Consider the following 12,207-nt stretch of genomic DNA (forward strand, 5'->3'; position numbering starts at 1 on the left):
TGATCCATGACCGGCAAAATCACCGCGCTTGACCTGGCCTCGGGTGAGCTGAGCGAGCCGACAAAAGCCTATTTCGCCAAATGCGAGGAAAAGCTCGGCCTCGTGCCCAACGTGCTCAGGGCCTATGCCTTCGACGACAAGAAGCTGCGCGCCTTCACCGACATGTACAATGATTTGATGCTGGGCGAATCCGGCCTATCGAAGCTGGAACGCGAGATGATCGCGGTCGCCGTCTCCTCCATCAACCACTGCTATTATTGCCTGACGGCGCATGGCGCGGCGGTGCGCCAGCTCTCGGGCGATCCCTTGCTCGGCGAGATGATGGTGATGAATTTCCGCGCCGCCGACCTTTCCCCGAAGCAGACGGCGATGCTCGAATTCGCCGTCAAGCTGACCGAAGCGCCGGCCAGGATCGTCGAGGCCGATCGTGCGGCCCTGCGCCAGGCCGGATTCAGCGACCGCGACATCTGGGACATCGCCTCGACTGCGGCCTTCTTCAACATGTCGAACCGCGTCGCGGCCGCGATCGACATGCGGCCGAACGACGAATACCACGCCATGGCGCGATAGGGACACGCGCGTTCCGCCATCGGTCCTGGTTTTCATCAAACGTTGACAGGCGCATGCAGCCAGCTAGTTTTCCTTGAAACAAAATTCCGAGGGGTGAACTTGGTGCCCGAAGCCAGAAGCTTCGAGAATGGGAGCCCTTATGCTTGATCGAATCATCAGACCCAGGGTTTTTGTCTGCGCCCTGGTCATGACGCTGGCGCTCGCCGCTCCACCCGCCCATGCCTTCGAGGCGTCGACCGCCTACCAGCCCATTTTCGAAACTGCCGCCGGAAAGACTGTAACGCTGACCGGTCATGACCTGACCGTCGAACAGGTCATCGACATCGCCCGCAACGGCGCCAAGGTCGAGCTCAGCCCCGAGGCGCTGCAGCGTTCGGCCGATGCCTATGGCCTGCTGCTGGAAGGAGCTGCCGAAGGTGTCACGATCTACTGGTTCAACCGTGGCGCCGGCGACCAGCGCGAAACGGTGATCTTCTCCGGCGATCCGACCACCCCGGAAAACACCAAGCTGCTGAAGGAGCAGCAGCTCGCCCGCTTCGAGGGCGGCGTCAACAGAGGCTACGGGCCGGAGCTGCAGGAAGAGGCGCTGGTGCGCGCGATCATGGCGATCCGCGCCAATACCATGTCGTATGAAGCGGCCAGCCCGCAGCTGACGCATATGCTGATCGACATGCTGAACAAGCGGGTGACGCCGGTCGTGCAATCGCGCGGTACGCTCGGCGAAGGCGACCTCGCGACACTCGGCAATATCGGCGCGGCCATGGTCGGCGAAGGCGAGGCCTATCTCGACGGCGTTCGCATGCCGGCCACACAGGCCCTTTCGCAGGCCGGCCTGAAGCCGCTCGAGCCTTTTGCCGCCGACCAGGCCGCGCTGATCAGCACCAATGCCTATGCACAGGCACAGGCGGTGCTTTTGCTGGAGGACGCGCGAAAACTGCTGGAATGGACCGACCTCAGCTTCGCCATGGGACTGAACGGCATGAACTCCAGCGTCACGCCGATATCGGTGCCGGTGCAATCCATGCGGCCTTACCCGTGGCTGACATGGGATGCCGCGAGGATCATGGACATGATCAAGGGCAGCTATCTCTTCGATGACGATGCGGCCCGTATCATCCAGGACCCGGAAAGCATGCGCGCGTCCAGCCAGCGCCAGGGCTCGGCCTGGCAGGCCTGGGCGGATCTGCGCCAATCCGTGCTGCTCTCCATCAATTCGTCGGATCACAATCCGGCCGTGCTGCCAGGCCTGACGCCGCAGAGTTCGCCGGAGCTGAGCACGCCGCAATTCATGAAATATTACATCAAGGGCGGGCCGCTGAGTAAGGGTAAGTCCGGCTATATCTTCTCCAATGCCAACTGGGATCCTTATCCCATGGCCAATCAGGTCGAGGCTTTCACCATCTCTCTCACCAATCTCGGCGTCGCGGTTGCGCAGCGCATCGAGCGTTTCCGCAACTCCTTCTTCACCGTGATCAAACCGGCCGATGTGCTGAAGCCCGAAGATCGTAAGGATATCCCGACCTTCGACGGCTATCTGCCGACCGATCTCTGGCAGGAACTGGCCGACCTCGGCACGCCGGTGACACCGAATGGCCAAGCAATCGTCGCCACCGTCGAGGACCTGGAAGCGCAGACCCGCATCAAGACGCAGCGCGCCCGCGAGGCGGTCGACGTGTCGTTCCATCTGCTGGCGCAGGACCTGTTGACGGCAAGCTATTGGATGGAAATCCGCAAGGCGCAGAACCCGCAGCGGAAATTCGGCGAGGCGCCAACCGCGGCACTCGAGGCGCTGCGCCAGGTGATCCCCTGGCACCAGGCGGCGTCGGAACGGCAAAAGCGGCCGCTCGGCATGGTCGCCTACGATTTCATGCAGGAGAACCCGGCCTCGAAATTCTATTCCGGCGGGCCGCAGGCGCCGAAGAGTGCGGCACTTCCGATGGCCGGCGTTCTGCCCAAGTGATGAAGCTTGCCGCAACGCAAGTATCCAGGAACCGTCGCGCCATCCTTCAGGCGGTTGGGTGGCGTATGGCCATCCCTCGCGGAAGCTCGAATATTAGCGCTCGCGCATTTTCATTGCCTGCTCGTCATTTTGGTCCGATGATCCGCGGGCGGCATGACCGCATGTCGGTTCGATGCCGCTGATCAGGGAGGTGAGCATGACAAAGTTTCTCTACATCTATCATGGCTCGGGCAAGATGCCGGCGAACGAGGCGGACCGCAAAGCAATGACCGACGCCTGGACAGGTTGGTTCGGAAAGCTCGGCTCGGCCGTGGTCGAGCGCGGCAATCCTGTCGGCATGTCGAAGACCGTGCTGCCTGGCGGCAAGGTCGAGAACAATGGCGGCAGCAACCCGACCGGGGGCTATTCGATCATCGAGGCGAAGGACATCGATGACGCGGCCAGCAAGGCCAGGGAGTGTCCGATCCTGATGGACCCGAACTGCAACGTCGAGATCGCGCCGATCATCAATATGATGGGCTGACGCCGCTGCTTTAGGATCGCGCCGCGATGGCCGCCGCGGCACCGGCCATCGTCGTGGCGCTGACGCGGTTGGCGATCTTCATGGCGCGCTTGCTCCTGAGCAGCTTGCGCGCCTGAGAGGCGGCGAGCACCCAGGTGAGATCGATGGCGATCAGCACCACCGCCATCGTCGCCGTCAGTTCGACCCAGCCGACGACGCTGACCGAAGCCAGGTCGATGATGGTCGGCAACAGCGCCAGGTAGAACATCATGATCTTGGGATTGCCGAGCGTGACGGCCATGCCGGCGAAGAACAGCTTGCCGGCCGAATCTTCTCGCGGCATCTCGCCCTCCCTGGCGTCGACGGGCGCCGTCCACATCTTCCAGGCGAGGTAGGCGAGATAGGCGACGCCAACCCATTTCACGATGACGAAAGCGAGATGGAAGGTCTGCGCCACCACGGCGAGCCCAAACACGGCCAGCGAAAGCCAGATGCCTTCGCCGATCCACATGGCAAGCAGGAACGGAAACACATCCCGAAACCCCTTCGAGATGACGCGCGCGACAAGCGCCGCGATCGATGGGCCGGGCGAACCGGCAGCCACGAAAAGAGCGGCGGCGAAGATCAGCAGCGAGGTGAGGTGCATGGCGAGGGTCTCTGTCTGACAACCTTTGAAGGCTGATAGTAGCGCAAGCGGTCGAGCTTCGGTAGCGCCGACGAAAAGACGCTTGCCGGTCCAGCGTCACGCCGCTAGAAGGGCCGCCGCGAAACAATTTCGAGCTTCACTTTGCCTCAGTAACCGCCGGTCTCGTCAACTCCCCCCGACACACCTGCATGGCGCCGTATCCGCAGTGCCTGTTGCATTTTTCATGTGTTCCTCTGGGCGGCGGTTCGAGACCGGTTTGGCACTGCTGAACCGCTGTCGCGCGCTTTCCGCCAGCGACACCCGACTTCACAATCTCCGCAGCCACCCGCCACGCCGCGCCCGCATGGGCATCTCGACATCGCCGACCGGATGAACTTCCCAACGGGAAGGACCTACCGGCATGTCTTCGGCCCTGCGCATCCACTGGACGATCGCGCCTGAAATCGCACCGCGCCCACTGATCAACTGCAATCGCTGCGGCTTCGTGAAGGCCTATCGTTGCAGCGGGAAATTCCGCGTCAACGCCAACGGCAAGCGCATCGACGTGTGGCTGATCTATCGTTGCGTCGATTGCGACAATTCCTGGAATTTCGGCATTTTCGAGCGCTGCAACCGCCGCGATATCGCGCCGGCACTGTTGGCGGCGCTCGAAAGCAATGATCCGGAGCTGGTCTGGAGCCATGCCTTCGATATCGTTGCCCTGCGCAACCAGGTGGGACGCGTCGAAGAGTTCCCTGACGCCGCCGTGCGCAAGCAGGTGATCGGCGAGATGAAGGAAGACGCGACGGCGCTGGAACTCCGGCTCGGTCTGGAAATACCGGTATCGCTGAGGCTCGACCGGCTGCTTACCAACGAACTCGGCATCTCGCGGTCGCGGCTTCAGGCGCTGGACGAACGGAGGTTGCTGACCGTCGTGCCGGGTGGAGCAAAGGCCCTGCGCAAACCGGTCCGAGAGGGAGAGACAATCCGCATCGATCTCGCCGGCGAATCCGATCGACAGGCCATCATCTCGGCTGCCGGCGGATGAAGCGACAGCGGCTAGGGGTCAGTCGCTCGCTTTTGGAACCGGGCTGATCAACCCCTTGGCCGCTTCGAGATCGCTATCGACGACCTGCACATGGACCAGGCCTTGCTTACTCGTGTCGAGAATGCGATTCGCGAGAGCATAGATCCCATACGCGCTGAGCATCGACACGCAAACTTCGGCCTCCGGTTGATTGTCGAATACGACAGCCGTGACGAGTTTGCCGCTCATTTGCACGGTAGGCCCCTACGCCGCGCCGACCGCCTTGGACGACTTCTCGAAGCGCTTGCGCTCGTTCGGGTCGAGATAGAGCTTGCGCAGGCGAATGGTCTTCGGCGTTACCTCGACCAGCTCGTCGTCCTGGATCCAGGCCAGCGCGCGCTCCAGCGTCATGCGGATCGGCGGCGTGAGCTTGACCGCTTCATCCTTGCCGGCGGCGCGGATGTTGGTCAGCTTCTTGCCCTTCAGCACGTTCACTTCAAGGTCGTTGTCCCGGCTGTGGATGCCGATGATCATGCCCTGATAGACCTTGACGCCCGGATCGATGACCATCGGGCCACGATCTTCCAGGTTCCACATGGCGTAGGCGACCGACTCGCCCTGCTCGTTGGAGATCAGCACGCCGTTGGTGCGGCCGGGCAATTCGCCCTTGTAGGGCTCGTAGGCATGGAACAACCGGTTCATCACGGCGGTGCCGCGCGTGTCGGTCAAAAGCTCCGACTGGTAGCCGATCAGGCCGCGTGTCGGCGCGTGGAAGACGATGCGCTGGCGGTTGCCGCCGGAGGGCCGCAGCTCGACCATTTCGGCCTTGCGCTCCGACATCTTCTGCACGACGACGCCGGCATGCTCCTCGTCGACGTCGATGACGACTTCCTCGACCGGCTCCAGCAATTCGCCGTTCTCACCCTTCTGCATGACGACGCGCGGACGCGAGACGGCGATCTCGAAACCTTCGCGGCGCATCGTCTCGATCAGCACGGCGAGCTGCAATTCGCCGCGGCCGGAGACGAAGAACGAATCCTTGTCGGGCGATTCCTCGATTTTCAGCGCCACATTGCCTTCGGCCTCGCGCAGCAACCGGTCGCGGATGACGCGGCTGGTCACCTTGTCGCCTTCGGTGCCGGCAAGCGGGCTGTCGTTGACCAGGAAGGACATGGTCACGGTCGGCGGGTCGATCGGCTGCGCATGCAGCGCCTCGGTCACCGCCAGGTCGCAGAACGTGTCGGCGACGGTGCCCTTGGACAGGCCGGCAATGGCAACGATGTCACCCGCCTGCGCCTCTTCGATCGGCTGGCGCTCGAGGCCACGGAAAGCGAGGATCTTGGAGATGCGGCCGGTTTCGATCTGGGTGCCGTCATTGTGCAACACCTTGACCGCCTGGTTGGACTTCAGCGTGCCGCTCTCGATGCGGCCGGTGATGATGCGGCCGAGGAAGGGATTGGCTTCCAGGATGGTGCCGATCATGCGGAACGGGCCGGGATGGACGGTCGGCGCCGGCACATGCTTGATGACGAGGTCGAACAGCGGCGCAAGCTGCTGGTCCTTGGGGCCTTCCGGGTTTTCCGACACCCAGCCGTCGCGGCCCGAACCATAGAGGATCGGGAAATCGAGCTGCTCGTCGGTGGCGTCGAGCGCGGCGAACAGGTCGAACACCTCGTTGACCACCTCGACATGGCGCGCGTCGGGACGGTCGATCTTGTTTATGACGACGATCGGCTTCAGGCCGACCTTGAGCGCTTTGCCGACGACGAACTTGGTCTGCGGCATCGGGCCTTCTGCGGCGTCGACCAGCACGATGGCCGAATCCACCATCGACAGGATGCGCTCGACCTCACCGCCGAAATCGGCGTGGCCGGGGGTGTCGACGATGTTGATGCGGGTGTCCTTCCAGTCGACCGACGTCGCCTTGGCCAGGATGGTGATGCCGCGTTCCTTTTCGAGATCGTTGGAATCCATGGCGCGCTCGGCGACGCGCTGGTTGTCGCGGAAGGAGCCGGACTGTTTCAAAAGCTGGTCGACCAGGGTGGTCTTTCCATGGTCGACGTGCGCGATGATCGCGATATTACGGAGGTTCATGATTCTGGTCTCGGAAGCGTTGCAGGCAGCAGGCCAAAGGCGCTGCCTCTTTCGGTTGCGCGGCTCATACAGGGTTTTTCGCAGTTGCGAAAGGGGACGCGCGATACCAAATACTCATCAAATCTTAAGCATCTGCGTGTGAAATGATTTTGTTAACCAAGGCGGGAACCTTTTCAGGGCCCGGACAGTTCGAACGTCATGACCGATAAACTCAACCGATTTTGGCCGCTGATCGCGTCCGCAGCCTTTGCCGTCCTGCTGGCGGCCAACGCCGCGCAATCGGCCGCGACGCTGAAGGAGGCGCGGTCCGTCCTGCCGGCTGATGCGCCTTCCGCGCAGCAGGCCTTTGCCGACGCGCCCGACGGCGTCGACCCGATGGTGACCGGCCCGGTCAGCGCCGCCTTCAAGCAGAGACAGGCCAGCGCGAGCTGCGACACAGCGGTCTGGCCCCACATTCCAATGGTCTGCTACCCCGACTGAGACGCCTCGCGCTGCCCGCGCCGCTGCCAATCTCCCCCCTCGTGGGGGGGATGTCCGGCAGGACAGAGGGGGGGGCGCCGTAGAGCACCACCCTTTGAGTTTTGCCGGCGCTGAAAACCTGCGTCGGCGCCCTTCGGAACATTTGCAGGAAAATCGTGTAGCAGCAGGAAATTCGGTCGGCTCGGTTACGCTACAAGACGCTGAGCCGATCCAGCGGTTTGTTGAGAAAGGTCGGCGGGACAGCGCCCCCCTCTGCCCTGCCGGGCATCTCCCCCACAAGTGGGGAGATCGCCAAATTCGCCTGCCGCGCCTCAAGCGGCCTGCGGTTCCGGATCGAAGGCCGGCCGGCTGGTGTTGATCAGGAGCGAAATACAGGCGGCGGCGATCGCGGTCATGCCGGCAATCAGGAACGCCAGTTCGTAATTGCCCTGCAGTTCACGCATGGTGCCGCCGAAGGCCGCGGCGGTGGCGGCACCCACCTGGTGGCCGGCGACGATCCAGCCGAACACGATCGGCCCGCTGCGGTCGCCGAAGGCTTCGTTGGCCAGCCGCAGCGTCGGCGGCACGGTGGCGATCCAGTCGAGGCCGTAGAGCACGGCGAAGATGATCAGGCTGGTTGCCGAAAAGCCGGAATAGGGCAGGTAGATCAGCGACAGGCCACGGATGGCATAGTAGACGCCGAGCAGCTTGCGCGGGTCGTAGCGGTCGGTGAGCCAGCCCGACAGCGTAGTGCCGATCAGGTCGAAAATGCCCATCATCGACAGCAGGCCTGCCGCCTGCACCTCGCCAATGCCCATGTCGCCACAGAACGCGATCAGATGCGTGCCGACCAGTCCGTTGGTGGTGAAGCCGCAGACGAAGAAGGTGGCGAACAGGTACCAGAACACCCGCGTGCCGGCGGCGCGGCGCAGCGTGTTGAGCGTATGCGCAAGGAAATTGCCTTGCGAGGCCGGCGACACCGGCGGCACATCATCCGCCTCGGCGCCATAGCGCACCATGCCGATCGAGGCCGGGCGCTCCGGCACCAGCAGCCAGACCAGAGGGATCAGCGCCGCTGTGGCGATCGCGACGGCGATGACGACAGGCTGCCAGCCGCCAGCCTGGGCAAGCGAAGCGATCAGCGGCAGGAAGACCAGCATGCCTGTGGCGCTGGAGGCCGACATCAGCCCCATGACAAGGCCGCGATTGGTCTTGAACCAGCGGTTGACGATCGTGGCGCCGAGCACACTGGCGACGGCGCCGGATCCGATACCGGAAAAAACACCCCAGGTGATGAACAGATGCCAGGGCTTGGTCATCATCAGGCTGAGCGCGGTCGAACCCGACATCACCACCAGCGATGCAAGCAGCGTGCGGCGCAGCCCGATGCGCTCCATCAGCGCCGCGGCGAACGGACCGGTCAGCCCATAGAGCAGGATGCCGACGCCCGCGGCCAGCGAAATGATGTCGCGCCGCCAGCCGAAACTGTTTTCCAGCGGCAGCATCATGACGGAAGGCGCGGAACGCAGGCCGGCCGCGATCAGCAGGCAGAGGAAGATGACACCGACCACGACGAAAGCGTAGCGCTGGCCAAATGGACGGGATTGAGCTATCATGTTACTGACCGGTACGTTGCAGGATGGGAATGTATACGTACCGATCGGTAACATTGTCAATCGAGTCCCGTGATGCCAACCGACAAAAATATTGAACTGGCCATCAGCGACGGTCATGCATCGGCACCACCCAAGGCTGCCAAGAAAATCCTCGATGTGGCCTATGACCTGTTCTACCGGCGAGGTATCAGGGCGATCGGCGTCGACGAGATCGTCAAGCGCGCCGGCGTCACCAAGCCGAGCCTCTATCGCAGCTTTCCCTCCAAGGACGAACTGGCCGCCTCCTACCTCAGGCAATACGATCTTGAATACTGGGAGCGTTTCGATGAGGCCGTTGCCGCCAATCCCGGCGACCCGCGCGCGCAGATCAAGGCTTTCCTGACCCGCATCGGCAAGCGAACGCAAGTGGCGGACTATCGCGGCTGCGGCATGACCAATGCGGCGGTCGAATATCCCGATCACAGCCATCCGGCCCGCGTCGTCAGCGAGGCCAACAAGCAGGAATTGCGCCGCCGCCTGCGCGCCATGGCGGCTGCGATGGGCGCGCAGGACCCTGACACGCTGGGCGACGGGCTGCTGCTGCTCATCGAAGGCGCCTATATCAGCGGCCAGCTGTTCGGCCTCGGCGGACCGGCACAGTCGGTTGCCCGCAACGCCGACCTGCTGATCGAAGCGAGCTTGAAGAAATAGCCATTGGCGATACGCTGGGACGACCTCCAACGGAGATCTCCGCGATGCGAAGCCTGTTGATCCCGCTCACCTTCGCCGGCCTTTGCCAGGCGGCACAAGCCGGCGAGATATCCAGCGCCTACACCGACCTCGACTGGAAGAAGGACTGTGTGACCTATGCGCAGGCCGAGCAGGGCGACGGCGACTGGGCCGACCTCGCCTGCTCCGGCTATCGCGGCTATTCCGTGCTGATCGGATATGACGATGCCCGCGAATCGCTGTTCTACGGTTTTCCGCCCGGCGGCGACATGACGTCCGCCTGGGAGAGTTTTTCGGCCTTCAATTCGTCCGGGGCCAAGGTCGAGTGGCGCATCGAAACCAATGGCGACAAGGCCGTGCCATTCGCGGTCATCCACCGCCGCTCGATCAGCAATCCCGAGGACGAGACCAAGAAGACCGAGGTGCTGCTCGTCGCCAAGGTCGCCCAGATGGACGTCCGTGACGGCTGCACCGTCGGCCTGGTGCTGGCCACCGGCAACCCCATTGCCAACGACCAAGCGCGCAAGATCGCCGATGAAAAGGCGAAAGGCTTTGCCTGCGGCAAGGACAAGCGCGTGGTGGTCGGCAACGTGCCGGCTTTCGGCCGGGTCGACAACTGACCGCTCGAGCTACTTGCTCGCCTTTGCCCGGTCGATCGCGTCCATGATCATCTTCTTGGCGTATTTGGAATCGTGCCAGCCCTCGATCTTGACCCATTTGCCGGGCTCGAGATCCTTGTAGTGCTCGAAGAAGTGCTGCACCTGCTGGCGCGTGATGTCGGGCAGCTGCGTGTATTCGGTGACGTTTTCGTAGCGCAGCGTCAATTTTGGCGACGGCACCGCGATGATCTTCTCGTCCTGGCCGGCATTGTCTTCCATGATCAGCACGCCGATAGGCCGCACGTTGATGACGCAGCCCGGCACCAAAGCGCGCGTGTTGCAGACAAGCACGTCGATCGGGTCGCCATCGCCCGACAGCGTGTGCGGCACGAAGCCGTAATTGCCGGGATAACGCATCGAGGTGTGCAGGAAGCGGTCGACGAACAGCGTGCCGGCCTCCTTGTCCATCTCGTACTTGATCGGCTCGCCGCCAATCGGCACCTCGATGATGACGTTGACGTCGTCAGGCGGATTCTTTCCAGTGGCTATGGCTTCGATGCGCATGGCTTTTGTCCCTCTCTCGATCGGCAGGAGATAGCGGGCGGCGCAAAATGGTGCAATGCGGCGAATGGTGCTTAAATGCATCCCGCGAGATGCGATGGCGTTCGACGCGTTCAATCATCGGCACAAGATGTTTCAGCGCCGTGATTTTGCGTGAGTCGGGGGCTTCGCCTTCCCCGATCATCCCCCGGCGGTCACTCCCAGACGAAAGCGACCTTCTTCAGCGCCTTCTGCTCGAAAATCTCGACGCCTTCGGCGATGTCGCGGCCGCCAGCCCCGGCATAGAAGGCCAGTGCGTTCTGGTTGTCTTCCAGCGCCCACACCACCATGCCTTTCAGCCCATGGTCGGCAAGCCGTGCCCTGGCTGCCGAAAACAGCCGCCTGCCGAGCCCGATGCCCTGATATTCCGGGCGCAGGTACAATTCGTAGATTTCGCCCTGCTGCTTGAGCTCCTTGGCGCGGTTCTTGCCGATCGTCGCATAGCCGGCGATCTTGCCGCCGATCTCGACGACCAGCACGGTGGCGGCGCGGCGGATGGCATTCGCCCACCAATCGGCTCCCCGGCGGTTGATCATCGACGTCAGAGTACGGTGCGGAATGATACCGGAATAGGCGCCGCGCCAGGCTTCCAGGTGCACCTCGGCAATGGCGCCGGCATCGCGCGGGTCTGCCTTCCGAATGTCGATCGTCAGCGTATTCATGATTTGTTAACCATAAACCCGCGTTGCCCGATTGCAAGAGTCGGGGCGACCGATGGTCCGCTTACGCACAGACGATCATGACGCTGGCGACATCCGGTAAAGCCTGTCAGGAATCCGGCTGAGGAGCGGTTGCAGGCGAGCTTTCAGATTTCGACCAGATGGTCGTCAAGCTCGTTGGTATCGCCCGGCGTGACCGGGAAGTGCTCGGCCAGCACCGCCCCGACCTGCTCGATCGCCTTGACGAAACCGTCGGCAAGCCGGTCGTCGCCGGCATGCGCGGTCAGATCGCGCACCACGCCGTCCCAGACATGCTGGCCGACCTTGGCGTCGATGCCTGAATCGGCGACCACCTCGGCATAGCGCTCGGCGATCGAGACGAAGATCAGCACGCCAGTGCGCGCCGTGGTGCGGTGGACGTTGCGGGCGAGGAACTGTTTGACCGCATTGGCGTGCGCGGCCTGATAGCGCAGCCGCCGCGGCACCATATGGATGCGCAGGCCGGGCAGCGTCCACAGCAAGGCAAGCACGCAGGCCAGCGCCAGCAACTCAGCGATGACGAAATGCGGCAGGCGGATGGCGAGCCACCAGGCCTCCAGCCCATAGGCAACCGCGAGGCTGACGACCAGCATGCCGAGCGTCGCCATCAAGGCCGCAGGGGCGAAATAGCCATCGCTTGCATGCGCCACGACGCAATAGATCTCGCCGTCGGTCCTGGATTCCGCCGACCGGATCGCAGCGGCGATGCGCTCATGATCCTGCGGGCTGATCGGTCGTGTTGCCATGAT

14 protein-coding genes are annotated in these 12,207 nt (G+C 63.1%); 7 read left to right on the forward strand and 7 right to left on the reverse strand.

The window, feature by feature from the left end; genetic code table 11:
• The first annotated feature begins 6 nt into the window (after positions 1 to 6).
• The 3 genes from LB543_RS12115 (at position 7) to LB543_RS12125 (ending at position 3,053) form a co-directional block, all read left to right on the forward strand.
• A complete protein-coding gene (locus LB543_RS12115; RefSeq protein ID WP_140811090.1) occupies positions 7 to 570 on the forward strand; it encodes a peroxidase-related enzyme in 564 nt (187 codons plus the stop codon).
• A gap of 139 nt (positions 571 to 709) precedes the next feature.
• The gene (locus LB543_RS12120; RefSeq protein ID WP_224614260.1) at positions 710 to 2,530 is read left to right on the forward strand and encodes an aromatic amino acid ammonia-lyase; all 1,821 of its coding nucleotides are present in this window, start codon (positions 710 to 712) and stop codon (positions 2,528 to 2,530) included.
• A gap of 196 nt (positions 2,531 to 2,726) precedes the next feature.
• A complete protein-coding gene (locus tag LB543_RS12125) occupies positions 2,727 to 3,053 on the forward strand; it encodes a hypothetical protein (RefSeq protein ID WP_224614261.1) in 327 nt (108 codons plus the stop codon).
• 10 nt (positions 3,054 to 3,063) lie between these two features.
• Here the strand turns inward: LB543_RS12125 and LB543_RS12130 are convergent, their stop codons facing one another.
• Positions 3,064 to 3,678: a LysE family translocator gene (locus LB543_RS12130; RefSeq protein ID WP_224614262.1), complete on the reverse strand. Its 615-nt coding sequence runs from the start codon at positions 3,676 to 3,678 to the stop codon at positions 3,064 to 3,066.
• Positions 3,679 to 4,078: 400 nt separating this feature from the next.
• Here LB543_RS12130 and LB543_RS12135 point away from each other — a divergent pair, with 400 nt between their 5' ends.
• Positions 4,079 to 4,705, forward strand: coding sequence for a DUF1062 domain-containing protein (locus LB543_RS12135; protein WP_224614263.1), 627 nt, complete (start codon positions 4,079 to 4,081; stop codon positions 4,703 to 4,705).
• A gap of 18 nt (positions 4,706 to 4,723) precedes the next feature.
• On the opposite strand, the gene LB543_RS12140 is transcribed toward LB543_RS12135, so the two are convergent.
• Both LB543_RS12140 and typA read right to left on the reverse strand, forming a co-directional pair.
• Positions 4,724 to 4,933 (reverse strand): hypothetical protein, encoded by a 210-nt coding sequence (locus LB543_RS12140; RefSeq protein WP_140761666.1) that lies wholly within the window; start codon positions 4,931 to 4,933, stop codon positions 4,724 to 4,726.
• A gap of 15 nt (positions 4,934 to 4,948) precedes the next feature.
• Positions 4,949 to 6,778, reverse strand: coding sequence for a translational GTPase TypA (gene typA / locus LB543_RS12145; protein WP_027145159.1), 1,830 nt, complete (start codon positions 6,776 to 6,778; stop codon positions 4,949 to 4,951).
• Between the two features lie 198 nt (positions 6,779 to 6,976).
• Between typA and LB543_RS12150 the strand changes: the two genes are divergently transcribed.
• The gene (locus LB543_RS12150) at positions 6,977 to 7,258 is read left to right on the forward strand and encodes a hypothetical protein (RefSeq protein WP_140761663.1); all 282 of its coding nucleotides are present in this window, start codon (positions 6,977 to 6,979) and stop codon (positions 7,256 to 7,258) included.
• A gap of 311 nt (positions 7,259 to 7,569) precedes the next feature.
• Here the strand turns inward: LB543_RS12150 and LB543_RS12155 are convergent, their stop codons facing one another.
• Positions 7,570 to 8,853, reverse strand: a complete 1,284-nt coding sequence (locus LB543_RS12155; RefSeq protein ID WP_224614264.1) for an MFS transporter — start codon at positions 8,851 to 8,853, stop codon at positions 7,570 to 7,572.
• Between the two features lie 72 nt (positions 8,854 to 8,925).
• Between LB543_RS12155 and LB543_RS12160 the strand changes: the two genes are divergently transcribed.
• Both LB543_RS12160 and LB543_RS12165 read left to right on the forward strand, forming a co-directional pair.
• Complete coding sequence (locus LB543_RS12160; RefSeq protein ID WP_224614265.1) at positions 8,926 to 9,543, forward strand: TetR/AcrR family transcriptional regulator; 618 nt, start codon at positions 8,926 to 8,928, stop codon at positions 9,541 to 9,543.
• 44 nt (positions 9,544 to 9,587) lie between these two features.
• Positions 9,588 to 10,181 (forward strand): hypothetical protein, encoded by a 594-nt coding sequence (locus LB543_RS12165; RefSeq protein WP_224614266.1) that lies wholly within the window; start codon positions 9,588 to 9,590, stop codon positions 10,179 to 10,181.
• Between the two features lie 9 nt (positions 10,182 to 10,190).
• Here the strand turns inward: LB543_RS12165 and ppa are convergent, their stop codons facing one another.
• From ppa to LB543_RS12180, 3 genes are all read right to left on the reverse strand, one after another.
• Positions 10,191 to 10,724, reverse strand: coding sequence for an inorganic diphosphatase (gene ppa, locus LB543_RS12170; RefSeq protein ID WP_140503932.1), 534 nt, complete (start codon positions 10,722 to 10,724; stop codon positions 10,191 to 10,193).
• 191 nt (positions 10,725 to 10,915) lie between these two features.
• On the reverse strand, positions 10,916 to 11,422 hold the full coding sequence (locus LB543_RS12175; protein ID WP_027146749.1) for a GNAT family N-acetyltransferase: 507 nt from the start codon (positions 11,420 to 11,422) through the stop codon (positions 10,916 to 10,918).
• 143 nt (positions 11,423 to 11,565) lie between these two features.
• The gene (locus tag LB543_RS12180) at positions 11,566 to 12,204 is read right to left on the reverse strand and encodes a TPM domain-containing protein (RefSeq protein ID WP_224614267.1); all 639 of its coding nucleotides are present in this window, start codon (positions 12,202 to 12,204) and stop codon (positions 11,566 to 11,568) included.
• Positions 12,205 to 12,207: the final 3 nt, after the last annotated feature.

Source organism: Mesorhizobium sp. ESP7-2, from assembly GCF_020164715.1.
Classification (GTDB): Bacteria; Pseudomonadota; Alphaproteobacteria; order Rhizobiales; family Rhizobiaceae; genus Mesorhizobium.

Coding starts and splice junctions, on each gene's coding strand:
- LB543_RS12115 (WP_140811090.1), top strand. CDS start 7: ATGACCGGCAAAATCACCGCGCTTGACCTGGCCTCGGGTGAGCTGAGC.
- LB543_RS12120 (WP_224614260.1), top strand. CDS start 710: ATGCTTGATCGAATCATCAGACCCAGGGTTTTTGTCTGCGCCCTGGTC.
- LB543_RS12125 (WP_224614261.1), top strand. CDS start 2,727: ATGACAAAGTTTCTCTACATCTATCATGGCTCGGGCAAGATGCCGGCG.
- LB543_RS12130 (WP_224614262.1), bottom strand. CDS start 3,678: ATGCACCTCACCTCGCTGCTGATCTTCGCCGCCGCTCTTTTCGTGGCT.
- LB543_RS12135 (WP_224614263.1), top strand. CDS start 4,079: ATGTCTTCGGCCCTGCGCATCCACTGGACGATCGCGCCTGAAATCGCA.
- LB543_RS12140 (WP_140761666.1), bottom strand. CDS start 4,933: ATGAGCGGCAAACTCGTCACGGCTGTCGTATTCGACAATCAACCGGAG.
- typA (WP_027145159.1), bottom strand. CDS start 6,778: ATGAACCTCCGTAATATCGCGATCATCGCGCACGTCGACCATGGAAAG.
- LB543_RS12150 (WP_140761663.1), top strand. CDS start 6,977: ATGACCGATAAACTCAACCGATTTTGGCCGCTGATCGCGTCCGCAGCC.
- LB543_RS12155 (WP_224614264.1), bottom strand. CDS start 8,853: ATGATAGCTCAATCCCGTCCATTTGGCCAGCGCTACGCTTTCGTCGTG.
- LB543_RS12160 (WP_224614265.1), top strand. CDS start 8,926: ATGCCAACCGACAAAAATATTGAACTGGCCATCAGCGACGGTCATGCA.
- LB543_RS12165 (WP_224614266.1), top strand. CDS start 9,588: ATGCGAAGCCTGTTGATCCCGCTCACCTTCGCCGGCCTTTGCCAGGCG.
- ppa (WP_140503932.1), bottom strand. CDS start 10,724: ATGCGCATCGAAGCCATAGCCACTGGAAAGAATCCGCCTGACGACGTC.
- LB543_RS12175 (WP_027146749.1), bottom strand. CDS start 11,422: ATGAATACGCTGACGATCGACATTCGGAAGGCAGACCCGCGCGATGCC.
- LB543_RS12180 (WP_224614267.1), bottom strand. CDS start 12,204: ATGGCAACACGACCGATCAGCCCGCAGGATCATGAGCGCATCGCCGCT.